At 72.5% G+C, this 24,598-nt stretch carries 18 protein-coding genes; 5 read left to right on the top strand and 13 right to left on the bottom strand.

The genetic code is table 11. The features are described from left to right. Positions 1-9 precede the first annotated feature (9 nt). From ACGFZF_RS33295 to ACGFZF_RS33275, 5 genes are all read right to left on the bottom strand, one after another. Entirely contained in the window at positions 10-636 is a 627-nt protein-coding gene (locus ACGFZF_RS33295) for an isochorismatase family protein (protein WP_393560365.1), read from the bottom strand. Between the two features lie 144 nt (positions 637-780). After that, positions 781-1,491 (bottom strand): DUF2470 domain-containing protein, encoded by a 711-nt coding sequence (locus ACGFZF_RS33290; protein ID WP_393560363.1) that lies wholly within the window; start codon positions 1,489-1,491, stop codon positions 781-783. A 195-nt stretch (positions 1,492-1,686) separates the two neighbouring features. After that, positions 1,687-3,165: a glutamate--cysteine ligase gene (locus tag ACGFZF_RS33285; protein WP_393560360.1), complete on the bottom strand. Its 1,479-nt coding sequence runs from the start codon at positions 3,163-3,165 to the stop codon at positions 1,687-1,689. 196 nt (positions 3,166-3,361) lie between these two features. After that, complete coding sequence (locus ACGFZF_RS33280; protein ID WP_393560358.1) at positions 3,362-5,038, bottom strand: acyl-CoA dehydrogenase family protein; 1,677 nt, start codon at positions 5,036-5,038, stop codon at positions 3,362-3,364. A gap of 16 nt (positions 5,039-5,054) precedes the next feature. After that, on the bottom strand, positions 5,055-5,678 hold the full coding sequence (locus tag ACGFZF_RS33275) for a TetR family transcriptional regulator (protein ID WP_393560356.1): 624 nt from the start codon (positions 5,676-5,678) through the stop codon (positions 5,055-5,057). A 370-nt stretch (positions 5,679-6,048) separates the two neighbouring features. Between ACGFZF_RS33275 and ACGFZF_RS33270 the strand changes: the two genes are divergently transcribed. Beyond that, positions 6,049-7,527, top strand: coding sequence for a long-chain fatty acid--CoA ligase (locus tag ACGFZF_RS33270; RefSeq protein ID WP_393560354.1), 1,479 nt, complete (start codon positions 6,049-6,051; stop codon positions 7,525-7,527). A gap of 160 nt (positions 7,528-7,687) precedes the next feature. On the opposite strand, the gene ACGFZF_RS33265 is transcribed toward ACGFZF_RS33270, so the two are convergent. After that, positions 7,688-8,332: a DNA alkylation repair protein gene (locus tag ACGFZF_RS33265; RefSeq protein ID WP_393560525.1), complete on the bottom strand. Its 645-nt coding sequence runs from the start codon at positions 8,330-8,332 to the stop codon at positions 7,688-7,690. A gap of 145 nt (positions 8,333-8,477) precedes the next feature. On the opposite strand from ACGFZF_RS33265, the gene ACGFZF_RS33260 reads away from it, so the two are divergent. Both ACGFZF_RS33260 and ACGFZF_RS33255 read left to right on the top strand, forming a co-directional pair. After that, the gene (locus tag ACGFZF_RS33260) at positions 8,478-9,206 is read left to right on the top strand and encodes a helix-turn-helix transcriptional regulator (RefSeq protein ID WP_393560352.1); all 729 of its coding nucleotides are present in this window, start codon (positions 8,478-8,480) and stop codon (positions 9,204-9,206) included. 32 nt (positions 9,207-9,238) lie between these two features. Further along, positions 9,239-9,721, top strand: a complete 483-nt coding sequence (locus ACGFZF_RS33255) for a DUF3291 domain-containing protein (protein ID WP_393560350.1) — start codon at positions 9,239-9,241, stop codon at positions 9,719-9,721. Positions 9,722-9,803: 82 nt separating this feature from the next. Here the strand turns inward: ACGFZF_RS33255 and ACGFZF_RS33250 are convergent, their stop codons facing one another. The 5 genes from ACGFZF_RS33250 to ACGFZF_RS33230 form a co-directional block, all read right to left on the bottom strand. After that, on the bottom strand, positions 9,804-10,157 hold the full coding sequence (locus ACGFZF_RS33250; RefSeq protein WP_356602058.1) for a UBP-type zinc finger domain-containing protein: 354 nt from the start codon (positions 10,155-10,157) through the stop codon (positions 9,804-9,806). Continuing rightward, positions 10,154-11,647, bottom strand: coding sequence for an ATP-binding protein (locus ACGFZF_RS33245; protein WP_393560347.1), 1,494 nt, complete (start codon positions 11,645-11,647; stop codon positions 10,154-10,156). The genes ACGFZF_RS33250 and ACGFZF_RS33245 overlap by 4 nt, the downstream gene beginning before the upstream one ends. Further along, positions 11,644-13,320 carry an FAD-dependent oxidoreductase gene (locus ACGFZF_RS33240; protein WP_393560345.1) on the bottom strand — a complete coding sequence of 559 codons (1,677 nt, stop codon included), beginning with the start codon at positions 13,318-13,320 and terminating at the stop codon, positions 11,644-11,646. Before ACGFZF_RS33240 ends, ACGFZF_RS33245 begins: the two co-directional genes overlap by 4 nt. Before the next feature lie 197 nt (positions 13,321-13,517). Continuing rightward, positions 13,518-15,668 carry an OmpL47-type beta-barrel domain-containing protein gene (locus tag ACGFZF_RS33235; RefSeq protein ID WP_393560523.1) on the bottom strand — a complete coding sequence of 717 codons (2,151 nt, stop codon included), beginning with the start codon at positions 15,666-15,668 and terminating at the stop codon, positions 13,518-13,520. Positions 15,669-15,721: 53 nt separating this feature from the next. Then, entirely contained in the window at positions 15,722-18,241 is a 2,520-nt protein-coding gene (locus tag ACGFZF_RS33230) for a ThuA domain-containing protein (protein ID WP_393560343.1), read from the bottom strand. 216 nt (positions 18,242-18,457) lie between these two features. Between ACGFZF_RS33230 and ACGFZF_RS33225 the strand changes: the two genes are divergently transcribed. Beyond that, positions 18,458-19,486 (top strand): multicopper oxidase domain-containing protein, encoded by a 1,029-nt coding sequence (locus ACGFZF_RS33225; RefSeq protein ID WP_393560340.1) that lies wholly within the window; start codon positions 18,458-18,460, stop codon positions 19,484-19,486. Positions 19,487-19,628: 142 nt separating this feature from the next. On the opposite strand, the gene ACGFZF_RS33220 is transcribed toward ACGFZF_RS33225, so the two are convergent. Then, entirely contained in the window at positions 19,629-23,003 is a 3,375-nt protein-coding gene (locus ACGFZF_RS33220; RefSeq protein ID WP_393560338.1) for a pyruvate carboxylase, read from the bottom strand. Positions 23,004-23,485: 482 nt separating this feature from the next. On the opposite strand from ACGFZF_RS33220, the gene ACGFZF_RS33215 reads away from it, so the two are divergent. Continuing rightward, complete coding sequence (locus ACGFZF_RS33215) at positions 23,486-23,806, top strand: hypothetical protein (RefSeq protein WP_147979585.1); 321 nt, start codon at positions 23,486-23,488, stop codon at positions 23,804-23,806. 77 nt (positions 23,807-23,883) lie between these two features. Here ACGFZF_RS33215 and ACGFZF_RS33210 read toward each other — a convergent pair whose 3' ends face one another. Next, positions 23,884-24,444, bottom strand: a complete 561-nt coding sequence (locus tag ACGFZF_RS33210) for a GNAT family N-acetyltransferase (RefSeq protein ID WP_393560336.1) — start codon at positions 24,442-24,444, stop codon at positions 23,884-23,886. Between the last annotated feature and the right edge of the window lie 154 nt (positions 24,445-24,598).

Below are 24,598 nucleotides of genomic sequence, written 5' to 3'. Positions count from 1 at the left end.
AGGTCGTGCTCACGCCGCGCGCGGCTCCGCTCCGGGCGGCAGGTCGCGCAGCAGGCTCTCGGTGGTGCACACCACGCCGCTGCGCGCCGCCCAGCGCAGGGCCATGACGTGCTCCTCGGCGGAGAGGTCGGCCACGGCGTCGGCGACGACGAAGGGCTGGATGTCGTTCATGAAGGCGTCCGCGGCCGTCAGCAGCACGCCGAGGTGGGCATACACGCCGCAGACGATCAGCTGGTCGCGGCCCTCGGCGCGCAACAGGCGGCCGAGATGGCTGCGCAGGAACGCGTTGGGTCGCGCGTTCGGCAGCACGTGCTCACCCGGGCGCGGCGTGAGGCTCTCCACGATCGCCGCGTCCTCGGGTACGTCGCCGATGCCGGGTCCCCAGACGTCGGCGACCAGGCCGCGCCGGCCGGGGAGTTGCCCGGCGGGCTCGGCGCTGAAGACGACGGGCAGCCCCAGCGCGCCGGCGCGCTCACGGAGGAGGGCGATGTTCGCGACGAGCTCCACGACGGGCGGCCGTTCCGCCGGGAACGCCCGGACGAAGTGGTTCTGCATGTCGTGGACCAGCAGGGCGGCGCGTCGGGGATCGATGCTCCAGGAGGCGTGCGAACGGGGCAGGGCCGCGAGGTCGGGCATGGGGTACGACGGAATGACAGGCAAGCCCATGGCGGACCCTCCCCGGTGATCGGGCCCGTCCGAGCCGGGCTTCAACTTAGCTTAGCCTAACCTAAGTCGGGCTTCCGTGGGGCCGGCGGACCGTCCGTGCGGGGCCCCGGCGGCTCAGTGGTGGCTGTGGTGCGACCACGCGTCAGGAGCGGTCAGGAGCTGCCGGATCCGCTCGCCCGCCTCGGCGGCGTCGCGCGCCGGCGACGGGAACAGGATGCGGAGGTCGCAGTGGCCGGAGGGGTACTCGCAGCGCAGGGTGACGGCGTGGCGGTCGAGGGCGTAGGGGAGGGCCCGGGTCATGCCGTACGGCAGCCGGGGACCCGCCAGTCCGAGCAGCGCGTCCGTCAACTCCCCGTGCGCGTCGGTGAGATGGGTCAGCATGGCGGCCTCGTCGACCGCGAGGGGGTCCGGCCCGGCGAGCGCGAGCTCGTCCAGTCCGACGTCCGTCGCGCCCGCCGGGGTCCGCAGGGTCGCGCGGGCCGTGTCGAGGTGCAGCCCGTCGTCGCCCGCCGCCGTCAGCCACCCGGAGAGCGTCACTCTGGCCCGCACGCGGTCGCGGACCGGGGTGGGCGCGATGTCGGTGAACTCCAGGAGGGCTGCCAGGCCGCCCCGCGGGGCCGTCGAGACCTCCCGCGCCAAGGGGCAGCCGGGCCGGGAGCCGAGGGTGACCTGCCCGCTCGGGGAGACGGAGTGCAGGCCGATCAGGTCGTACTGCTGCGCCGCCGTGGTGAGGGACAGCGAGGCCGCGCGGGCGAGCACCGTGCGCACGCGTTCCGCCGTGGTCGGCTCGGGGAGGGGGGATGCGAAGTCGGCAGGGGTGCTCAACGGGACTCCAAGCGGGCGAGTGCTGCTACTTAGGCAAGGCTAACCTTACTCATGTCGGGCAGGGGTCACCCCGGGACGGCGTGAAGGTGACCCAGGTCACCCCGTGCTGCCGGACGAGTCCCCGCTCAGCGCCGCCGGGCGGTCCCCGCCGAAGGCGGCGCCGGGCCCCGCGCGTCCGCTCCGCGGTGCGGAACCTCAGTCGACCGGCCAGGTGTGCACGGGGGCGTTGAGGTGCATGTAGTCGATGTACTGCCGGGTCATCCGCTTCAGCGCCTCGTGCCGGTCCGCGTGGTCGATGTCGTGGATGTGGTGGAACATCTCCGACTGCCACACCGCACCGTTGCGGCCGGTGACGCAGCGCTGCTCGATGATCCCGAGCAGGGGCTCCCGCCAGGCCGCGTCGAGTCCCAGGCGGTCCAGCCCGCGGTCCGCGGCCGGCAGCAGGCGCCGCAGCACCAGTTCGGTCACCGGGACCTCACCCATCCCGGGCCAGTACAAGTGCGCGTCGATGCCGTGCCGCGCGGCGGCGTGCAGGTTGTCCTCCGCCGCCGAGAAGGACATCCGCGACCAGACGGGCCGGTCCTCGTCGACCAGGGCGCGGACCAGGCCGTAGTAGAAGGCGCCGTTCGACAGGACGTCGGCCACCGTCGGCCCCGCGGGCAGCACCCGGTTCTCCACCCGCAGGTGCGGAACGCCGTCGACGACGGCGTACACGGGGCGGTTCCAGCGGTAGACCGTCCCGTTGTGCAGGGTGAGTTCGGACAGTCCAGGGGTCCCGCCGTGTTCCAGGGTCTCCTGCGGGTCCTCCTCGTCGCACAGCGGCAGCAGGGCGGGGAAGTAGCGCGCGTTCTCCTCGAAGAGGTCGAAGACGGAGGTGATCCAGCGCTCGCCGAACCACACCCGGGGCCGCACCCCCTGCACCTTGATCTCGTCGGGACGGGTGTCCGTCGCCTGCTCGAACAGCGGAATGCGCGTCTCGTGCCACAGCTCCTTGGAGAAGAGGAAGGGGGAGTTCGCCGCCAGGGCCACCTGCACCCCCGCGATGGCCTGCGCGGCGTTCCAGTAGTCCGCGAACTCGTGCGGCGCGACCTGCAGATGGAACTGCGTGCTCGTGCACGCCGCCTCCGGCGTGATCGTGTCCGCGTAGGTCCGCAGCTTCTCGACGCCGTCCACCGCGATCAGGAGGTCCTCGCCCCGCGCGGAGAAGATCTGCTCGTTCAGCAGGTGGTACCGCGGATCCTCCGACAGCGCCGGCATGCCGACGTCCTGCAGCTCCAGCGTGGGCAGGATCCCGATCATCAGCAGGTGCGTGCCGAGCGCCGCGGCCTTCTCCTCGGCGTGGTTCAGCGCGTCCCGGATCTCCTGCTCCCAGGAGTCCGGTCCTCCCGCGGTGAGCCTGCGCGGCTCGACGTTGATCTCCAGATTGAACCGGCCCAGCTCGCTCGACCAGGACGGATCCGCGATCGCCTCCAGGACCTCCCTGCTGCGCATGGCGGGCTCGCCGGTGGCGTCCACCAGGTTCAGTTCGATCTCCAGGCCGACCTGGGGCCGCTCGAAGTCGAAGCGCGCCTCCCGCAGCATGCGCGCGAGGACGTCGAGGCACGTGTGCATCTTGTTCCGGAACCGGCGGCGGTCGTCACGGGTGAACTCCAGCGCCGGGACATCGCGTCCCATTCGGCCCTCCCGAGGCTCGACGGCTCGGATCCCCACGTCCAGCGTCCCACTCCCTGGGTGCCCCAACCACCGAAGGCGCCCGCGGGCGGTCCCGACCGGGACCGCCCGCGGGTCGGGGTCGGGGCGCCGCCCGGCCGGCGGGTGCCGCGCCTGGGCGCCGGGCCCTACGACCGGGGGCCGCGCAGAACGCGGGGCCTCAGGCCGTGGCCCCCGGGAGCCGGTCGATGATCCCGCCGAGGTCGCTCCGGGCGGGCAGGGTGCCGAAGGCGAGGCCGCGGTCGCCGGCCAGCCGGGAGGCGCAGAAGGCGTCGGCCACCGCGTGGGGGGCGTGCCGGACGAGGAGGGAGCCCTGCAGGACCAGGGCCATCCGCTCGACCAGAAGGCGGGAACGCAGCTGGGCGTCCTCGTCGAGCACGAGTCCGCCGCGCAGCTCCCGCCAGGCGGCGTCCAGTCGGGCGTCGGCACCCGCGGCGGCCTCGACCTCCGCGCGGAACGCCTCCAGCGACTCCGGTTCACGGGCCAGCGCCCGCAGGACGTCGAGGGCGTTGACGTTGCCCGACCCCTCCCAGATGCCGTTCAGCGGAGCCTCGCGGTACAGGCGGGGCATGCCCGACGCCTCGTCGTACCCGTTCCCGCCCAGGCATTCCAGGGCCTCGGCGACGGCGGCCGGCTGACGCTTGCACACCCAGTACTTGCCGACGGCGGTGGCCAGCCGCAGGAACGCGCGCTCGCCGTCGTCGCCGCGCTGGGCGCGGTCGGCCGCGCCGGCGACCCGGAGCGCCAGGGTGGTCGCCGCCTCCGACTCGACGCCGAGGTCGGCGATGACGTTCCGCATGAGCGGCTGGTCGATGAGCCGGGCGCCGAGCACCGAGCGGTGCCGGATGTGGTGCGCGGCCTGCGCGAGCGCGGCGCGCGTGCCGGAGGCGGAGCCGAGGATGCAGTCGAGACGGGTCATGGTGACCATCTCGATGATGGTCCGCACGCCCTGTCCCTCGGGGCCGACGAGCCAGGCGACGGTGTCGTCGAACTCCGGCTCGCTGCTGGCGTTGCTGCGGTTGCCGAGCTTGTCCTTCAGCCGCTGGATACGGAACGTGTTGCGGCTGCCGTCGGGCAGCACCCGCGGGACCAGGAAGCAGGACAGTCCGCCGGGTGCCTGGGCCAGGACGAGGAACAGGTCGTTCATCGGGGCGCTGGTGAACCACTTGTGGCCGCGCAGCCGCCAGGTGCCGTCCGCCGCCGCCGTCGCGGTCGTGGTGTTGGCGCGGACGTCCGTACCGCCCTGCTTCTCCGTCATGCCCATCCCGGCGAGCAGCCCGCGCTTGGCCGACGGGGCGCGCAGCCCGGGGTCGTAGACGCGGCTGGTGAGCAACGGCTCGTACTCCTTGGCCAGTTCCGGGGCCGAGCGCAGAGCCGGGACGACGGCGTACGTCATGGAGACCGGGCAGCCGTGGCCCGCCTCCGCGGTGCTCCACACCATGAAGCCCGCCGCGCGGGCGACATGGGCGCCGGCCCGGTCGTCCGCCCAGGGTGCCCCGCCGAGGCCCTCGCCGATCGCGACGTCCATCAGCGCGTGGTACGAGGGGTGGAAGTCGACCTCGTCGACGCGGTTGCCGTAGCGGTCGTGGGTGCGGAGCTCGGGCTCGTGGCGGTTGGCCTCGTCGGCCCACCGCTGGACCTCCTCGCTGCCGGCGCGGCGGCCGATGCGGTGCAGGTCGTCGAGGTACCAGCCGGCACCCTCGCGGCGTACGCCCTCCAGCAGGACGGGGTCGTCGGCGACGTCGTGCCCGACGAGGGGCGGGACCTGGTTGGTCACCTCGTGGGTGCGCGCCGTGGGGTTGCTGCGCAGCGGCGGGATGTCGGCGGTCGCGGTCATGGACGGTCCTCCGGAGTCAGTGGGACGGGCGATCGGCGGGACGGGCGCCGGCGCAGCGCAGCGCCACGGCGGTCAGTTCGGTGAGCAGGTCGTCGACGGAGCCGGAGTCGGGCGTGCCCAGCGGGTCGACGAGGACCTCGCCGACGGCACCGGTCAGCGCGGCGGCGGTGATGTGCGCGTCCTGCGCGGGCAGCAGCCCGGCGGCCATGCCCTCGCGGACCACCTCGGCGAACAGCTCGCGGTAGCGGCGCCGGAACTCCAGCCGCTCGGCGCCCAGCGCCGGCTCGGCCGGCGCCGCCAGCAGCGCGTAGGCGAGTCCGCCCCGCTCCAGGGCACGCCGGGCGAAGACGCGCACCCCGCGGGCCAGCCGCTCCACCGGATCTCCGCCGCCCCTGAGCACCTCGCCCAGGACCTCGACCTCGCGGCCCGACGCGCGGCGGAAGACCTCCACGGCGAGCGCCGCCTTGGACGGGAAGTGCTGGTAGACGGAGCCGGCGGAGATGCCCGCCGCGGCGGCGACCGCGGTCACGGAGGCGTTCGCCCAACCCACCTCGGCCACCACCTGGGTGGCCTGGTCGACCAGGCGCTCACGGGCGGCCTTGAGGCGTTCGAGCTCTGCGGGGGTCTTGCGATAGGCCATGCGAAGAAGTGAACCATCATTCAGTGCTTCGATCCAGACCTCGGCGGCCGGCCGCGCGGATGGGCCGCCGGTGCGGGAGCGATCCGGCCGCGGCCGGCGCGCAGGTCCCGCCCGCGGCTTCGCCTCCGGTGCCGTCCCCGGCCCGCTCACGTCTCGCTACCGGCCCTGCCGTCGGGTCGCCGGGTGCTCCGTGGACTGCCGCCCCGCACCGACTCGGCCCCGGGAGACCAGTCTCGGACGGCCCACCCGCTTCACCGCGAAGCCCGGCTTCGGCAGACTGCCCGGTGTACCGGCCTCCGCGCTGCGAGGCCGCCCGACGTCCACCCACCCGCAGGACCTCAACCCTCCTCCGCAGAAACGAGAGTTCGCAGTGAACCTGGCCGACCTTCTCAGCCGAACCGTGGCGGTCCACGGCGACCGGATCGCCGTCGAACTCGGCGACGACTCCCTCACCTACACCGAACTCGACGCGTACGCGGGCCGGGTGGCCGCGCTGCTCGCGGACCGCGGTGTGGTCCCCGGCGACCGCGTCGGCCTGATGCTGCCCAACCTGCTCGAGTTCCCGGCCCTGTACTTCGGCGTCCTGCGGGCCGGCGCGGTCGTCGTGCCGATGAACCCGCTCCTCAAGGCCCGGGAGATCGGACACTGCCTGCGCGACTCGGGCGCCGCGCTGCTCTTCGCCCACGACTCCGCCGTCGCCGAGGCCGAGCGCGCGGCGGACGGCACCGGGGCCGAGGTGGTCCCGTTCCGGGCGGGAGCGCTGGCCGAACTGCTCGCCCCGCACCCGCGCCCCCTTCCCGCGCGGGACCGCCGGGACGACGACACCGCCGTCATCCTCTACACCTCCGGTACCACCGGCGTGCCCAAGGGCGCCGAGCTGACGAGCGCCAACATCGGGAGCAACGCCGAGATCTGCGCGCGCTCGCTCTTCGACCTCCGCCCCGAGGACGTCGTCCTGGGCTGCCTGCCGCTGTTCCACGCCTTCGGCCAGGTCTGCGCCATGCTGACGGCGGTCACCGCGGGCGCCCGCCTCACCCTGCTGTCCCGCTTCGAGCCGGATCTGGCGCTCCGGACCATCCAGGACCGCGGCGTCACGCTCTTCGCGGGCGTCCCCACCATGTACGCCGCGCTGGCCGGCACGCGCGCGCAGCGGCCGGACGCGTACGACACCGGTTCGCTGCGGCTGTCCGCGTCCGGCGGCGCCTCCCTCCCGGTGGAGGTCCTGCACGCCTTCGAGGAGGCGTTCGGCTGCCCCGTCCTGGAAGGCTTCGGCATGTCCGAGACCTCGCCCGTGGCCTCGTTCAACCACCCCGACCGTCCGCGCAAGGCCGGGTCCGTGGGCACGCCGATCGAAGGCGTCGAGATGCGGCTGGCCGACGTCGAGGACGGGGTCGGCGAGCTGTGCGTGCGCGGCCACAACGTCATGAAGGGCTACTGGGGCCGCCCGGCGGCCACCGCCGAGACCATCGTCGACGGCTGGCTGCACACCGGCGACCTCGCCCGCGTCGACGAGGACGGCTTCTACTTCATCGTCGACCGCAAGAAGGACCTCATCATCCGTGGCGGCTTCAACGTCTACCCCCGCGAGGTCGAGGAGGTGCTGTACGAGCACCCTGCCGTCGCCGAGGCAGCCGTGATCGGTGTGCCCCACCCCGCCCTCGGGGAGGAGGTGGCGGCCGCCGTCGCGCTGCGCCCCGGAGCGGAGGCCACCGCCGACGAGCTGCGGGACTTCGTCCGCGAGCGGATCGCCCCCTACAAGTACCCCCGCGAGGTGATGCTGCTGGAGACCCTGCCCAAGGGTGCCACCGGCAAGATCCTCAAGCGCGAGATCCCCTTCGACCGCTCCTGAGTCCGGCCGCGCGGGCCCCGGCCACCCGCCGGGGCCCGCCCCGCGCCGGGCATCGCGGCACGGGCATCGCGGTCCGGGGCGCCGCGGCATCCTGCGCCGCGGCCGTACGGAGGCGGGCCGGCCTACGGGGGGTGTCCTGCCGGTCGGGCGGGCAGGCTCCCTACGCCTCGTCCTTCCGGCGGACCATCTCGGTGATCCAGGCGGGCGCGAACGGAGACGTGCAGCCCGGGGGAGTCGGGTAGTCCTTGAGCACCTCCAGGCGCTCACCGATGTCCAGGGCGCGGGCGCGGTACTCGGCGTGCTCGATCCCGATCGTGGCCAGGCAGTGGTTCATCGCCCATTGCAGGCGGTCCGGGGCGTCCTTCATCTCCGCCTCGACGACATCGAGCAGTCCCGGCAGGTCGAGGCCCTCGGGCTTCTTCCCCACGCGTTCGGTGGTCAGCGCCCAGCCGGCGCTCGCGACCACGGGATCCGGATCGGCGAGCCAGGCCAGGCGCAGCTCCTCGGCGTGCGGGCTCTTCTTCACCACGTAGTTCACGAGCCAGTCGTGGACCTTGGGCGTGCGGGCCTCGCGCAGCATGGCGTCGAGCTCGTCCCGCTCGAACGCCTTCGGCCGGCAGATCAGGACCGCCAGCAGTCTCGCCGCGGAGTCGTCCGTCTCCCAGAGGCGGCACGCGAGGTCCTGCCGTGTCCTGAGCCGCTTCGCGACCGCGCGCAGCTTGCCGAGGTTCACGCCGTGGTCGTCGCCGTGCCTCTCGTTCACCGCGCGGACCTTCGGGTCCTCCAGCTCGGCCAGCTCGGCCATCACCTCGGCGGACTCGGCCTCGATCGTTCCGGCCACTCCGGCCTCCTCTTCGGTCACGTGCGGGATTCACCCTACGGCGGGCCGCGGAGCTGCCCCGCGTACTCGGCTTTCTATCTCCAACCTGCGTTGTTCCTAGAATGGCGGGATGGAGGACATCGACGCGATCGCGGCGCTGCAGGATCCGGTACGGCGCCGTCTGTACGAGTACGTGGCGGCGCAGGGCCGCGAGGTCGGCCGCAACGAGGCGGCCGAGGCGGCCGGGGTGGCCCGGACGCTCGCCGCGCACCATCTGGACCGGCTGACCGAGGTCGGGCTGCTGGAGAGCGGCAGCCGCCGTCTGACGGGACGCTCGGGTCCGGGTGCGGGACGCCCGGCCAAGGTGTACACGCGGGTGCGGGCCGAACGGTCGGTGTCCCTGCCGGCCCGCGACTACCGAACCGCCGCGGAGCTGCTCGCCGAGGCCGCCGAACAGGCCGGGCTGGACGCCGGGCTCTGCGCCGCCGCGCGCCGCCGGGGCGAGGCCCTGCGCGGCCCGGCCGCGCCCTGTGGCGGACTCGACGAGGCCATGGAGGTGCTGGCGGCCCGCGGCTACGAGCCGCATCTGGAGGGCGCCGGAACGGACGACGGCGCTCCGGGCGCCGACGGTGCCGAATCCGTCGGGCCGGCGTCCGGAGCGGGCCCTTCGGTCGTCGTCCGCATGCGCAACTGCCCCTTCCACGCCGTCGCCGAACGCTTCCCGCCGCTCGTCTGCGGCATGAACCTCGCGCTCCTGGAGGGGCTCCTCGGCACGGACGGCCCCGTCCGCGCCCGTATGGACGCCCGGCCGGGGGAGTGCTGCGTGGTGGTCGAGCATTCTAAAAACAAGAATCATTGACATAGAAAACCGGGCCGTGCTGGGATGACGCCATGACCGCATCTGCGCCCGCCGCCCACCTCGCCCAGCTCAACGTCGCCACGCTCCTCCACCCCCTCGACGACCCGCGCATGGCCCCGTTCGTCGAGATGCTCGACCCGGTCAACGCCGCCGCCGACGCCGCGCCCGGCTTCGTGTGGCGGCTGGTGGCGGAGGGATCGCCGGACGCCACCGGCCTGCGCCCGGCGGGGGAGGACGTCATCGTCAACATGTCGGTGTGGGAGAGCCAGGAGGCGCTGTGGGACTTCACCTACCGCAGCGGGCACCTGGAGGTGATGCGGGGACGCCGCGACTGGTTCGCCCGGCACGTGGAGGCCCACCTGGTGCTCTGGTGGGTCCCCGCAGGCCACCGCCCGACGGTCGGCGAGGCCCTGGAGCGGCTGGCGGACCTTCGGGCGCACGGCCCGTCGCCGCGCGCCTTCACCTTCGCCTCCGCCCACACGGCGACCGAGGCGGCGAGCCCGTCGGGACGGTGACGACGGTGCCCGGGGCGCCGGGAGCTCTCGCCGCACCACGCGCACCATGCGACCGAGGGAGCACCGCCCCTCCCTCCCGCCCTCAGCGGTGCAGCCGTCGCTGCCAGTCGTCCGGGACGCGGCCGGCCGGGCCCGGGGAGGGCTGGTCGGCCGGGTGGCCGCCCGGCGGCGTCAGGCCGGGGCCCGACTCGTACAGGGCGTCCGTGGCGTAGTTCCAGAACCAGTCCTCGCCGGGCTCGAAGCTCTGCACCAAGGGGTGCCCGGTGGACTTCCAGTGAGCGGTGGCGTGCCTACCCGGTGAGGAGTCGCAACAGCCGATGTGGCCGCACTGGGCGCAGCGCCGCAGGTGGAACCACCAGCCGCCGGCGGTGTCGCAGTCCGCGCAGCCCGTGCCGCTGGGCGGGACGCTCGGGTCGATGCCGTCGATCTCGGTCATGCCGGCTCCTCGGTGCCGTCGGCGTCGGTCGGGGACAGGGCCTCGGGTCCGGGTTCGGCCTCCGGGGCCGTCAGCGGCAGCAGTACCCGGAACCGGGTGTCCCCCGGCACGGACTCCACCTCGAGGCTGCCGTGGTGCTTGTGGACGACGATCCGCCACGAGATGTCGAGGCCGAGCCCCGTGCCCTCCCCGACCGGCTTCGTGGTGAAGAACGGGTCGAAGATGCGCCCGCGGATGTCCTCCGGGACGCCGGGGCCGGTGTCCCGGAACTCGACGAGCAGCCGGTCGCCCTCCCGGGCCGTGCGGACCGTCAGGGTGCCCTCGCCGCCGGTGCTCCCCATGGCGGCGACGGCGTTGTCGATGAGGTTGGTCCACACCTGGTTGAGCTCGGCCGGGTAGGCGGGCACGTCGGGCAGGGACCGGTCGTAGTCCTTCACCACGCGGATCAGGGGACCGAACTTGCCCGACAGCATCAGCAGCGTGCTGTCGAGGAGTTCGTGGACGTCGGCGTCGCGATGCGGGGCGCGGTCCAGTTGGGCGTACTGCTTCGCGGCGTCCACCAGGTGCGAGACGCGGGTGGTGGAGTCGCCGATCTCGTCCATCAACAGCTCGGTCTCGACCGTGTAGTTGAGCCAGCCGATGGCCCCGGGCAGGATGTCCTCGGCCACGGTCGCCGCCACCTGGTCCAGCCAGTCCGTGTCCAGCCCGGCCTGCACGAAGGTCGGCGCGACCCGCCAGCCCTCCGCGATCCCGTGGTCGTCGAGCCAGTCGGCCAGCTCGTCCTCCCGGTCGGACGCCTCCAGCGGGGTCAGCGCCGGTGCCTTGGCGACCCGCTCGGCGGTGCGCTCCTGGATCTCGATCAGGTCGGCGAGAGCCTCGCGGGAGTAGGGCCCCTGGGCGATGACGGCCAGCTTGTGCCGCATCTTGCCCACGCGCTCGCGGAGCGCCGCCGTGGCCCGGACCGCCGCCGCGGCCGGGTTGTTGAGCTCGTGGGTCAGTCCGGCGGACAGCGAGCCGAGGGCCAGCAGGCGTTCCCGCTGCCCGATGGCCCGCTGGGTGTTCTTGGAGCCGAAGAAGAGCCCCTCCAGCAGGTGCGCGGCCATCGGGAACCACTCCCGCATGATGTCCGCGAACGACTCCGCCGGCAGCACGAAGAACCGGGTGGACTCGGTCACCCGCATCGAGTTGACGTACGTCTGCGGCACCCGGTCGCCCAGGTAGGCCTGCATCGCCCCGGCGTACACGCCCCGCTGCGAGGTACGGCTCACCTCCACGTCGTCGCCCCCGACCCGGCGGGACAGCACGACGGTGCCCTCGATCATCACGTAGAAGCAGGTGGCGGGATCACCCTCGGTGTACACCGGACCCGGGTCGAACCGCTCCGTCCGCCCCTCGGCGCACAGGCGCCCGAGCTGCTCCGGGGACAGCTTCTCGAACAGGAACAGGGTGGCGATCTCCCGCGGGTCGCAGGGCATCACCCGCCCGCTCACGACTGCTCCAGATAACGGTGGACGAGCATCACGGCCATGGCTCCCTCTCCTACGGCGGAGGCGACGCGCTTCGCGGACTGGGCGCGCGCGTCACCCGCCACGAACACGCCGGGAACACTGGTCTCCAGGTGGTAGGGCGGCCGGTCCAGTTCCCACTCCGCCGGCGGGCGTCCGTCCGCCGTGAGGTCGGGTCCGGCCAGGATGAATCCGTGCTCGTCACGCAGGACCGTCCCGCCCAGCCAGTCGGTGAACGGGGCGGCACCGATGAAGACGAACATCCACTGGGCGTCGACCGCCTCGGTGGCACCCGTCGCGACGTTCCGCAGCGTCAGCCGCTCCAGGTGCCCCTCGCCGTGCGCCGCCTCCACGACGGTCCGCGGCAGCACCGTGATGTTCGGCGCCTCCTCGATCTGCTGGACCAGGTAGTACGACATCGACGCCGCCAGGGACTCCCCGCGCACCAGCAGCGTCACCGACTTCGCGCCCCGCGCCAGGTACACGGCCGCCTGCCCGGCCGAGTTCGCGCCGCCGACCACGTACACGTCCTGGCCCTCGCAGCCCGACGCCTCGGTGAGGGAGGAGCCGTAGTACACCCCGCGGCCGGTCAGGTCGTCACAGCCGGGCGCCGCCAGCTGCCGGTACGACACGCCCGTCGCCAGGATGACGCTGTGGGCGGCGACCGCCGAGCCGTCGGAGAACCGTACGACGCGCGCCGCGCCGTTGACCTCCAGGCCCGTGACCTCGCGCGCGGTGAGGATCTCGGCGCCGAAGCGGCTCGCCTGACGGCGGGCGCGGTCGGTGAGCTGCGCGCCGGAGACGCCGTCCGGGAAGCCGAGGTAGTTCTCGATGCGGGAGCTCTGGCCGGCCTGCCCGCCCGTCGCCGACCGCTCGACGAGCACGGTCCGCAGGCCCTCCGAGGCCCCGTACACCGCCGAGCCGAGCCCGGCCGGGCCGCCGCCGATGACGACGAGGTCGTAGAACTCGGCCGCCGGCGTGGTCGCGAGTCCCACCCGCGCCGCCAGGTCGGGCGCCTCCGGCTCGACCAGGGCGGTCCCGTCCGGCGTGATCACCAGGGGGAGCCTGCGGTCGTCGGTCCCGGCCGCGTCCAGCAGCCGCCGCCCCTCGGGCTCGTCGGAGGAGTACCAGCGGTACGGGACCTGGTTGCGGGCCAGGAACTCGCGCACCCGCGAGGAGTGCGCCGACCAGCGGTGGCCGACCACCTTCGTGGCGGGCACCGGCCGGTAGTCACTGGTGCGCCAGGCCGTGAGGAGATCGTCCAGGACCGGGTAGAGCTTCTCCTCCGGCGGGTCCCACGGCTTGAGCAGGTAGTGGTCGAGGTCGACGACGTTGATCGCGTCGATGGCCGCGTCGGTGTCGGCGTACGCGGTCAGCAGGACGCGCCGCGCACCCGGGTACACGCCCAGGGCCTGTTCGAGGAACTCGATGCCGTTCATCTGCGGCATGCGGTAGTCGGCGAGGATCACGGCCACCAGATCGCCCCGCAGCTTCAGCTCGCGCAGTGCCTCCAGCGCGGACTCACCGGATTCGGCACGCACGATGCGGTAGCCGCCGCCGTAGCGGCGCCGCAGGTCGCGGGCGATGGCGCGGGAGACTCCCGGGTCGTCGTCCACCGTCAGGATGACGGTCCGTGCTGCGTCGCCGGCCTGTGGCATGCGTCTCCGCCCTGTGCGCTCCGGACCGCCGGCACGCACGAGCTGCCCGCGCCGGCTCCCGCCCATCGTATGTTCGATCACGCGGGACCGCTCCGGTACGCGACGGCCCGTGCCCCGGACCCCTCCGGCGGAAGGACCTCCGCGACCGCGCACGAAGGGCCCTCTCCCCGGTGCGGGAGAGGACCCCTCGACGCTCCCTACAACGTCTTCACCCGGATGTTCCGGTAGGAGATGACGTCCGTCGTGCCGTGGACCTGGAGCCCGATGTAGCCGGAGGCGTAGCGCCGGCCGTCGGTGCCCGGGTCGTCGGAGCGCGGCGGCTCGAAGACCTGACCGCCGGTGTTGTCGAACTCGTTGATCAGCCTGCCGTTGCGGAAGACCGAGTAGTGCTGGCCCTTCACCCGGATCTCGTAGTCGTTCCAGGTGCCCTTGGGCGTCACGGCGGCGCCGGCGAGGCCCACGCGGTCGAAGCCGTAGACCGAACCCGTCTTGTACATGTCGCCGTCGGGCCGGTCCAGGACCTGGATCTCATGCCCGTACTTGATGGCCACCCACTCCGGACGGGACTCCTCCGGGTTGCCGTGGACGTACGGGAAGCGCACGAAGACGCCGCCGTTGGCGTTGCCGGCGCCCGGGGCGTCGTCGCGCCACTGGAGCTTGAGCGAGAAGTCGCCGTACTGCCGCTGCGGGAACCACAGCATGCCCATGCCCGGCACCGTGGTGCTGCTGGTCATGGCCCCGTCCGCGCTCAGCGCGAACCTGCCGCCGCCGACGTGCTCCCACTTCGAGAAGCTCGCCGCCGTGCCGTCGAACAGATCGCGGTAGCCCTCGGTCTGGCCCGGCCTGCCGATGCCCGACTGCTTGGCGGCACGGTGGATGAGGCGGTGCTCGCGGGCGTCGACGACTCCGTCGGTCAGCAGCCGGTCGACCACCGCGTCGACGTGCTTGACGAACAGCGCGTGCGACGCCCAGTCCTTCTCGTCCTCGATGAGTTCGTTGATCGTGCAGCGCCGGTTCGTCATGCGGTTCGGGACGCCGCTGTCGACCGTCCCCACGATCACCGTCAGCCGCTCGTCGAACTCCGGGCAGTCGGGTGCGGGCACCCCGCCGCCCTCGGCCACGGTGAAGGCCGTGCTCCCCGCCGTCGAGGTGTTGCCCGCCTTGTCCGTCGCCCGGTACAGCACCGTGTGCCGGCCGACCCGATCGACGATCACCGCCGTGGTGTACGCGAGGTACGGGCCGCCGTCGAGCGAGTACTCGATCCGGTCGACGCCCGACTCCGCGTCGGTCGCCGACAGCGTGACCGTGGCGCTGGTGATGAAGGCACCGTCGGAGTTCCGCTCGCCCGCGACCGACGCGGAGGCCACCGGGGCGGTCGTGTCGGGGTCGGGCTGCGTCACCACCGTGAAGCCGACCGACTTCTCGGCGGCGGCGTTGCCGGCCTTGTCGCTCGCCTTGTAGCGGACGGTGTGGGTGCCCGCCTGGTGCACCATCACGGGCGCCGTGTACGGCTGCCAGGCGCCGTCGCCGATCGCGTACGCGACGGTGTTGACGCCGGACCCGGTGTCGGACGCGGTCACCGTCACCGTGGCCATGTCGAGGTAGCGGCCCTGGTCGTCCCGCTCCCCGGACACGGTCGCCGAGGTCTCCGGCGCCGTCGTGTCGTCCGTGGGCGGGGCGACGACCGTGAACGCCGCGCTCTTCTCGACGGCCGTGTTGCCGGCCTTGTCGCTCGCCCGGTAGCGGATCGTGTGCGCACCCACCCCGTCGACGACGACCGGCGCGGTGTACGGCTGCCACGGGCCGTCGGCGCCGACCGCGTACTCGACGGTGTCGACGCCCGACCCGGCGTCCGTCGCGGCGAGCGTCACGGTCGCCTGGCCGACGTAGGCGCCGTCGGCGTTGCGGTCCCCCTCGACCTTCGCCGTCGTCTCCGGCGCGGTGGTGTCCTCCCCGCCGCCCTCGGTGACGGTGAGGATGCCCTGCATCTGACCGTGTCCGGGGATCGTGCACTTGAACAGGTACCGGCCCGGCGTCAGCGTCACCTCCACCGTGTGCCGGCCGCCGTTCGCGTCGTTCGGGTTGGCCAGGATGTTGAGCGGGACGTCGTTGTTGTACTCGGGGTCGGAGACGTCGAACGTCAGGGTGTGCGGCATACCGGTCGTGTTGCCGGTGGCCGCGCTGTTCTCGAACACGATCGTCGCCGCGCCGGCCACCGCCGTGGTGGGGAACTCCAGGTAGTGGTCGATCGGATCGCCGGCCTTCCAGGTCAGCACCTGTGCCGCGCCGTCCCGGAGTACATCGTCGGACCTGCCGTAGGCCGAGGCCGAGGTCAGCCCCACCACCATCGCCACCGCGGCCAGCAGGGCCGCCCACAGGCTCGCGCCCCGGTGTCTCGTGATCACTGCGCCGCCTTCCTTGCCAGCTGGTCCGCGGCCGGGGTCGGCCCGCCGCCCTTGTAGGTCACGCGCCACAGCGCGGAGTCGGAGTGCGAGGTGAAGAAGCCCCGCCCGTAGTCGAGGACGTACAGCGAACCGTCCGGGGCGAACTTCCAGTCCATCAGGTTGCGGATGCCGCCCTGGCCGACCGGAATGATCTTCTTCAGGGACTCGGCGTGCACCGGCAGGCCGCCCTTGCCGACGGTCTTCGGATCGGTCAGCACGGCGTGCCGCGGCTGCTCCCCGTCGTAGAAGTCGCCGACGAACCACTTGCCGTCCCAGTACGACGGCCACTTCACCGTCGACGCGCTCGCGGCGTCGAAGCGGTAGAGCGGACCGTTCATGGTCGCCTGCCCGCCGCCCTTGAGCCACGGCAGCAGGAGCCGCTGCTCCTCCTGCTTGTAGCTCGGGACGCCGTTCGCGTCCCTCGGGTAGTCCACGCCGCCGCCCTGGGGCGAGTACCAGATCGTGTTCCCCGTCACCGGGGGCAGGTTCACGAGTCCGTCGTTGTTCGGCGACTCGTTCTTCGGGGCGGCGCAGTCGTACCAGCCGCGCGGCACGCTCGGGTCGGGCAGGTTGCGGTCCCGATAGGGCTGTCCGTTGCCCATGCAGTACGGCCAGCCGTGGTTGCCCGCCTTGGTGATCGCGGCGAAGGTGTCGTACTTGGCCGGGCCCCAGGTCGTCGACGGCGCGCCCGCGTCGGGGCCGACCCAGCCCGCGTAGAGGATGTCGGTCGTCCTGTCCACGGAGATGCGCGCCGGGTTGCGGACGCCCATCACGTAGATCTCGCCGCGGGTCCTGCCGCCGCCCTCGGCGGTCTCCTCGCCGGTGAAGAGGTTCCCCGCGGGGAGGGTGTAGGTGCCGTCGTCCTCGGGGTGGATCCGCAGGATCTTGCCGTTGAGGTTGTTGGTGTTGCCGGCGGTGCGGCGGGCGTCCGCGAAGGAGACGCCCTTGAAGTTCGGGGCGGGGTTGTTGCCCGAGTAGCCACCGCTGGAACCGGACGAGTTGGTGTCGCCGGTGGCGATGTAGAGGTTCCCCTTGGAGTCCCAGGCCATCCCGCCGCCCGCGTGGCAGCAGCTGTGGATCTGCACCGGCCAGCTCAGCAGCACCTTCTCGCTCGCCAGGTCGAGCCGGTTCGTCGCGAGGTCGAGCGTGAAGCGGGAGACCCGCCGCTCGCCCATGTGCGTCGCGCGGTCGATGCGGGAGTGCGGGGTGTAGTGCAGGTACACCCAGCCGTTGGTCGTGAAGCCGGGGTCGAGTTCGATGCCGAGGAGTCCCTCCTCGTTCTTGACCAGTTCGTCGCCGCCGCCCTTGTTGCCGAAGACGGTGAGCGCGCCGGCCCTGGTGACCTGCCGGGTCGTCGGGTCGTAGACGTGGATCTCGCCGCTGCCCTTGCCGACGTCCGGGTCGTTCCAGTCCGTCACGACCGGCACGCTCGCGTCGGCGCCGCCGCGGCCGATGTACAGGATGCGCCCGTCGGGAGCGGCGACGAGACCGTGCGGTTCGCCGATCTGGTCGTTCTGCCCGGGCTGGTTGGGCCTGGTGACGCGCTCGGCGAGGTAGTTGGCGTCGATGGTCGCCTTGCAGTCCGCCCGGGAGATGCGGGAGGTCCAGGCGATGGCGCCCCGCAGGTGGTCGCGGAAGTCCGTCTCGGCGTAGCTGTCGACGGTGCCGCCCATGGCGGTGTAGAAGGACCGGCCGCCGTCGTAGTCACGGCACCACGAGACCGGGTGGTCCCAGCCGTTCGGTGTGGCGGCGGGCTGGTACGAGGCTTCCCGGACCCGCGCCACGGTGTGCACGGTGCCGGACGGGTTGCGGGCCCAGTTGAACCACTTGTCGGGCCTCTTCCACTCCAGCGGAAGGGACTTCGTGGCCGGGTGCTGCCGGTCGCCCACCTCGACCACCGCGCGCTGCGTGCTGCTGGGGGCTCCGGTCGGCCGGGCGCCGATCAGGCCGGTGAACCAGGCGGAGTAGGGCTCGGTCCGCGCGGCCTCGTGCACGCCGACGAAGCCGCCGCCGGCCTCCATGTAGGCCTCCAGGCCGGCCTCCTGCTCGGGGTCGAGGACGTCGCCGCCGCCCGTGAGGAACACCACCGCGTTGAAGCGGCCGAGTCGTCGGGAGTCGGTGAACACGGACGGGTCGTCGGTGGCCTCCGTGCGGAAGCGTCCGGCGGCCGGGCCGGACAGTCCGATGCTCTCGACGGCCGCGATGCCCGCGTCGACCGTCGGCGACTCCGCGGCCGCGGATCCGTGGAAGACGAGCACCCGCACGTTCGCGCCACCTGGCGGTGACGGTAACGACAACGTTGTCGGGGACGTCGAGGTCGCCGAAGCCCGTGCATCCGTGGTCGTCGGCGGATCCGGATACGGCCTGGCCGAGGCGGGGTCGCCCCCGAGCAGGGAGGCGGCCAGGGCGCAGGCTCCGAGTGCCGCCACTGCGAAGCCTGTTCCGGATCTCGAACGGTGATGTGGTGTGCGCTTCATGAGTCACCCATCCCTCTGAGGTCACAACAACAGCCAGTGAAGCTAGACGTCTTTGCTCGGATCGCCAAGGGCTATGACCACAACCGGACAAACTTTGTCCTGGGTGTGGATGAACTGCCCTTGCCCCGCTACCGTGTTGGCCCGTCCCCAGGGGGCGAGGCGCCCGCCCGGGGCTCCGCGTCCCGCCGATCTCCACTGACGACCGGAGAGTTCGACATGGACCGACGCAGCTTCCACCGTCGCCTGCTCGCGGGCGGGGCCGTCGCCGCGACCGGTGTGACATCGTTGTCAATCGCCTCGGCCTCCAACGCCACACCCGGCACGGCGGTCACGCTCAGAACTGCCCCGGCCGGCGGGCAGATACGCCACCTCAAGCTCTTCGCCGAGAAGACGGCCGACGGTCTGATGGGATACGGCCTGGAAAAGGGCGAACCGTCCGTGCCCGGACCCCTCATCGAGATCAACGAGGGCGACACCCTCCACATCGAGTTCGAGAACCTGCTGGACGTCCCCGCGAGCCTCCACCCCCACGGCGTGGACTACGACATCGACAACGACGGCACGAGGATGAGCGGGAGCCACGTCGAACCGGGCGCCATCCGCACCTACACCTGGCGCACCCACACCCCCGGCCGTCGCCCCGACGGCACCTGGCGTCCCGGCAGCGCCGGGTACTGGCACTACCACGACCACGTCGTGGGCACCGACCACGGCACCGGCGGCATCCGCAAGGGGCTGTACGGCGCCCTGGTGGTCCGACGCAAGGGCGACGTCCTGCCGGACAAGCAGTTCACGATCGTCTTCAACGACATGACGATCAACAACCGGCCGGCGGCCGAAGCGCCGGACTTCCTCGCCACGGTGGGGGACCGGGTGGAGGTCGTCATGATCACGCACGGCGAGTACTACCACACCTTCCACCTGCACGGTCATCGCTGGGCCGACAACCGCACGGGGTTGTCGGCCGGACCGGAGGACGTAAGCCGGGTCATCGACAACAAGATCACCGGGCCCGCGGACTCGTTCGGGTTCCAGGTCGTCGCGGGCGAGCACGTCGGGGCGGGCGCCTGGATGTACCACTGCCATGTGCAGAGCCACTCCGACATGGGAATGGCCGGTCTCTTCCTGGTGGCCAAACCGGACGGCACGGTGCCGGGGCACGACGGCCACGGCGCTCACCACACGGGGGCCGCGCGGGAGAAGCCGGCCGCCGGGACGGCGTCCGGCGGAGCCCACCGCCACTGAGGAGGCGGAGCGCACGCCGGGGCGGGGCGCGGGCCGGGCGCCCCGGTCCGGCCGTGCGCGGTGCGGGCGCGTGCGACCACCGCACACCCCGCACCCCTGACGGGCGACGGCCGGGACCCGGGGCGGTGTCCCGGCCGCCGGCTCACGCGAGTTCGACCAGCAGGTCGCCACCCTCCACCTGCTGGATCCGGGCGATCGCCAGCCGGGACACCCGGCCGCTCCTCGGCGCGGTGATCGCGGCCTCCATCTTCATCGCCTCGATCGTCGCCACCGTCGCGCCGGCCTCGACCTGGTCGCCCTCGGCGACGGCCAGCGTGACCGCACCGGCGAACGGCGCCGCGACGTGCCCCGGGTTGGACCTGTCGGCCTTCTCGGTCACCGGGAGGTCGGCGGCCGCCGCGTTGTCCCGCACCTGGATCGGCCGCAACTGGCCGTTCAGGGTGGACAGGACGGTGCGCATACCGCGTTCGTCGGCCTCGCCGACGGCCTCCAGCTCGATGAGCAGCCGGACGCCGGGCCCGAAGTCCACGGTGTACTCCTTCCCCGGGCGCAGCCCGTAGAAGAAGTCCTTGCTGTCGAGCACGCTGGTGTCGCCGAACGCCTGACGGTGCGTCTCGTACGCCTTCGTCGGCCCCGGGAAGAGCAGGCGGTTCAGCGTGGCGCGCCGGTCCTTGTCCAGCCCCGCGCGGTCCTCCGTGGTCAGGTCCTGCATCGGCTTCGGACCGGCACGCCCCTCCAGCGCCTTGCTGCGGAACGGCTCCGGCCAGCCGCCGGGCGGCGTGCCCAGCTCGCCGTGCAGGAAGCCGACGACCGAGTCGGGGATGTCGAAGCGGTTCGGGGTCGCCTCGAAGTCCTCGGGCGGCACCCCGGCACCCACGAGGTGCAGCGCGAGGTCGCCCACGACCTTCGACGACGGCGTGACCTTCACCAGCCGGCCGAGCATCCGGTCCGCGGCGGCGTACGTCGACTCGATGTCCTCGAAGCGGTCGCCGAGGCCGAGCGCGACGGCCTGCGTGCGCAGGTTGGACAGCTGCCCGCCGGGGATCTCGTGGTGGTAGACGCGCCCGGTCGGCGAGTCCAGACCCGCCTCGAAGGGCGCGTAGATCTTGCGGACGCTCTCCCAGTACGGCTCCAGGTCGCCGACCGCCTGCAGGTCGAGGCCGGTGGGCCGCTCGGAGTGGTCGGTCGCGGCGACGATCGCCGACAGCGACGGCTGCGAGGTGGTGCCGGCCATCGAGGCGACCGCGCCGTCCACCGCGTCCGCCCCGGCCTGGACGGCGGCGAGGTAGGTGGCGAGCTGGCCGCCCGCGGTGTCGTGGGTGTGGAGGTGCACCGGCAGGTCGAACTCCCTGCGCAGCGCGGAGACCAGCGTGGCCGCGGCGGGAGCGCGCAGCAGGCCGGCCATGTCCTTGATCGCCAGCACGTGCGCACCCGCGTCGACGATCTTCTCGGCCAGCCGCAGGTAGTAGTCCAGCGTGTAGAGCTTCTCCGCGGGGTCGGAGAGGTCGGACGTGTAGCACAGGGCGACCTCGGCGATCGCCGTCCCCGTCTCCCGCACGGCGTCGATGGCCGGCCGCATCTGCTCGACGTCGTTGAGCGCGTCGAAGATCCGGAAGATGTCGATACCGGTGGCGGCGGCCTCCTCGACGAAGGCGTGGGTCACCTCGGTCGGGTACGGCGTGTACCCCACGGTGTTGCGTCCCCGCAGCAGCATCTGCAGGCAGATGTTCGGCACGGCCTCGCGCAGGGCGGCCAGGCGCTCCCAGGGGTCCTCGGCGAGGAAGCGCAGCGCGACGTCGTAGGTGGCGCCGCCCCAGCACTCGAGGGACAGCAGCTGCGGCAGGGTGTGCGCGACCGTCGGCGCGACGGCGAGCAGGTCCTTGGTCCGGACGCGGGTGGCGAGGAGCGACTGGTGGGCGTCGCGGAAGGTGGTGTCGGTCACGCCGATGGTCGGAGACTCGCGCAGGCTGCGCGCGAATCCCTCCGGGCCGAGCGTGAGGAGCCGCTGCCGGGAGCCGGCGGCCGGCTCGCCGGCGGGCAGCGCGGGCAGCTTGCTCGCCGGGGAGACGAGGTCCGGCCGGGGGCCGTGCGGCTTGTTCACCGTGACGTCGGCGAGGTAGGTGAGCAGCTTCGTCGCGCGGTCCGCCGAGTGGCGGGCGGTCAGCAGGTGCGGCCGCTCCTCGATGAAGCTCGTCGTGACGTTCCCGGCCTGGAAGTCGGGGTCGTCGAGCACCGCCTGCAGGAACGGGATGTTCGTGGACACGCCCCGGATCCGGAACTCGGCCACCGCACGCCGGGCGCGGTCGACGGCGGTCCTGAAGTCCCGTCCCCGGCAGGTCAGCTTGACCAGCATCGAGTCGAAGTGGGCGCTGACCTCCGTACCGGCGTGCGTGGTGCCGCCGTCGAGCCGGATGCCGGAGCCGCCCGGGGAGCGGTAGGCGCTGATCATGCCGGTGTCGGGGCGGAAGCCGTTCGCCGGGTCCTCGGTGGTGATCCGGCACTGCATCGCGGCGCCGCGCAGGACGACGGAGTCCTGCGTCAGACCGAGGTCGGCGAGGGTCGCCCCGGCGGCGATGCGCAGCTGCGACTGCACCAGGTCGATGTCGGTGACCTCCTCGGTCACCGTGTGCTCGACCTGGATGCGCGGGTTCATCTCGATGAAGACGTGGTTGCCGTCGCGGTCGAGCAGGAACTCCACGGTGCCCGCGTTGCGGTAGCCGATGCGGCGGGCGAAGTTCACGGCGTCGTCGCAGATGCGGCGGCGCAGCTCCGGGTCCAGGTTCGGGGCCGGGGCGAGCTCGATCACCTTCTGGTGGCGCCGCTGCACCGAGCAGTCGCGCTCGTACAGGTGGATGACGTTGCCCTCGCCGTCGGCGAGGATCTGCACCTCGATGTGACGGGGGTCGACGACGGCCTTCTCCAGGAAGACGGTGGCGTCGCCGAAGGCGGACTCGGCCTCGCGGGCCGCCGCCTCGATGGACTCCCGGAGGGTCGCGGGGTCCTCGACGCGCCGCATGCCGCGGCCGCCGCCTCCGGCGACGGCCTTGACGAACACGGGGAAGCCGATCTCCTCGGCGGCCGCGATCAGTTCGTCCACGTCGGTGGAGGGCGCCGAGGAGCCGAGCACGGGTACCCCGGCCTCGCGGGCGGCGGCCACGGCACGGGCCTTGTTGCCGGTCAGCTCCAGGGTCTGCACGCTCGGGCCCACGAACGTGATGCCGGCGTCCTCGCACGCCTGCGCCAGTTCCGGGTTCTCGGAGAGGAATCCGTAACCCGGGTAGACGGCGTCGGCTCCGGCCAGGCGGGCCGCCCGGATGATCTCCTCCACGGAGAGGTAGGCACGCACCGGATGTCCGGGCTCGCCGATTTCGTATGCTTCGTCAGCCTTGAGTCGGTGGAGCGAGTTGCGGTCCTCATGGGGGAAGACGGCTACCGTCCGCGCACCCACTTCGTAACCTGCGCGGAACGCGCGAATCGCGATCTCCCCGCGATTGGCTACCAACACCTTGCGGAACATCCTGATCCCTTCACCTTGCCGGTGACGAGCGCCAAGGGACGACGACGTCGCCGGCGAGTACGTGCCGCGCTGGGTACGGCACTCACTCGCCCGCGTCCCGCCCGGCTCGTTTCGGCAACGCTAAGGGCTGCCAGAGGGCTTCTGAAGGTCCGACGACAGTGACATGGATCATCGCGGCCGACTGCCTTCGAATGGCACAAGGAAGGCGCCGGGCGCGATCCGGGCGGCCGCTCCTCCCGCGGGTCCGACCCGACGTGGACACGGGTGCGCGGCGGTCACCGGACGTGTTCCCCCGGGCGGCGGGTCACCGCGTCGGGGGCGGCGGACCCCCGACCACGGGAGCCGCACGCGGCCTCCTCGCCGCCCCCGGGACGGCGCACGGAACCGGCGGGCGCCGGGGGCACCCCGCCGGCAGGCCCTATGGTGCGCGCGCGGCCGCGCCTCCATGATGGTCGGGCGTGTCATCCGAGTGGAGGTCATCCATGGATCCCTTGTCCCTCGCCATCGCCGGAGCACTCGCGGCCGGGATCGCGACCGGGGCGGGTGAGTCCACTGGGGCTGCCCTGCCCGCACTGTGGCGGCGCGTCCGGGAGCGCTTCGCGGGCCGCGCGGTCGTGCCGGAGTCGGAGGACGAGATCGCGAGCGCGCTGGACGAGGAGTTCACGCGCGATCCGTCGTTCCGGCAGCAGTGCGAGACGCTGTGGAACCAGGCGGCGTCCGGCGGTGTCGCCAACTCCTTCCACGGTCAGGCCAAGAACGTCGTGCAGACACGAGAGATCCACGGCGGCCTGACGATGGAGTGATTCCGCGCGCCGCGGCCCGGGCATCGCCCGGCGTGTCCTGCCTGCGCGGCCCACGCCCGGTCACGGTCAGGGGCGGCTCATGCCGCGTCCCCACCCCCGTGCACCGGTGGCAGCGTCATGTCCGAGGTGATGGCCCAGCGCTCGTGGTCGCGCCAGACGCCGGCGATCCTGATGAAGCCGGGCGAGAGGCCCTCCCTCCGGAACCCGAGCCGTCGTAGGAGTGCGAGGGAGGCGTCGTTCCCGGGCTGGACGTCGGCTTCCAACCGGTTCAGCCCCATGACGCCGAAAACATGGTGGACTGCCAGAGCCACTCCGGCGGTCATGTATCCCCGGCCGGCATAGGGAAGGAACACGGCATAGCCGAGAATGCCTCGCTGATAGGGGCCGCGCACGATGCCGTTGATATTGATCATTCCCACAAGGTCGCCCTGGTCCTTGCGTGTGAGCACCATGCAGGCCGCGGTCACCTGGTCGGATCGGTTCACGTAGGAGGCGAAGACCTTTTGCGTGGCCGGCAGTTCGACCCAGGGGTGGTGGAACTGCACGCTTTCGCGTGCCAGTTCGAGGAATCTCTCCTCGTCCGCCGCGACGACGGGCCGCAGCACGACCTGTGATGTTCGATCACCTTCCCTGCGCACGCGGCCGAGTGTACGGCAGCGCTGCCCGGGCAGGGATGGGAGAGACGAGGGACAGCGGGACGCCCCGATGCTAGCCTGGAAAGGCTGGGGGGTGATTCGCACACCTCCCTGCCGTCTTGTTCCCCTTGCGGGCAGTTCCCTTGTCACCGCGCCG

Origin of the sequence: Streptomyces sp. NPDC048338 (genome assembly GCF_043201055.1) — a bacterium.
Classification (GTDB): Bacteria; Actinomycetota; Actinomycetes; order Streptomycetales; family Streptomycetaceae; genus Streptomyces.
Note: the sequence above shows the minus strand (reverse complement) of the source record. Positions and strands in the feature narration are given on the sequence as shown.

Coding starts and splice junctions, on each gene's coding strand:
- ACGFZF_RS33230 (WP_393560343.1), bottom strand. CDS start 18,241: ATGAAGCGCACACCACATCACCGTTCGAGATCCGGAACAGGCTTCGCA.
- ACGFZF_RS33220 (WP_393560338.1), bottom strand. CDS start 23,003: ATGTTCCGCAAGGTGTTGGTAGCCAATCGCGGGGAGATCGCGATTCGC.
- ACGFZF_RS33250 (WP_356602058.1), bottom strand. CDS start 10,157: ATGACCGAGATCGACGGCATCGACCCGAGCGTCCCGCCCAGCGGCACG.
- ACGFZF_RS33235 (WP_393560523.1), bottom strand. CDS start 15,668: ATGGTGGTGGGGCTGACCTCGGCCTCGGCCTACGGCAGGTCCGACGAT.
- ACGFZF_RS33255 (WP_393560350.1), top strand. CDS start 9,239: ATGACCGCATCTGCGCCCGCCGCCCACCTCGCCCAGCTCAACGTCGCC.
- ACGFZF_RS33260 (WP_393560352.1), top strand. CDS start 8,478: ATGGAGGACATCGACGCGATCGCGGCGCTGCAGGATCCGGTACGGCGC.
- ACGFZF_RS33275 (WP_393560356.1), bottom strand. CDS start 5,678: ATGGCCTATCGCAAGACCCCCGCAGAGCTCGAACGCCTCAAGGCCGCC.
- ACGFZF_RS33265 (WP_393560525.1), bottom strand. CDS start 8,332: ATGGCCGAGCTGGCCGAGCTGGAGGACCCGAAGGTCCGCGCGGTGAAC.
- ACGFZF_RS33215 (WP_147979585.1), top strand. CDS start 23,486: ATGGATCCCTTGTCCCTCGCCATCGCCGGAGCACTCGCGGCCGGGATC.
- ACGFZF_RS33225 (WP_393560340.1), top strand. CDS start 18,458: ATGGACCGACGCAGCTTCCACCGTCGCCTGCTCGCGGGCGGGGCCGTC.
- ACGFZF_RS33295 (WP_393560365.1), bottom strand. CDS start 636: ATGCCCGACCTCGCGGCCCTGCCCCGTTCGCACGCCTCCTGGAGCATC.
- ACGFZF_RS33240 (WP_393560345.1), bottom strand. CDS start 13,320: ATGCCACAGGCCGGCGACGCAGCACGGACCGTCATCCTGACGGTGGAC.
- ACGFZF_RS33280 (WP_393560358.1), bottom strand. CDS start 5,038: ATGACCGCGACCGCCGACATCCCGCCGCTGCGCAGCAACCCCACGGCG.
- ACGFZF_RS33285 (WP_393560360.1), bottom strand. CDS start 3,165: ATGGGACGCGATGTCCCGGCGCTGGAGTTCACCCGTGACGACCGCCGC.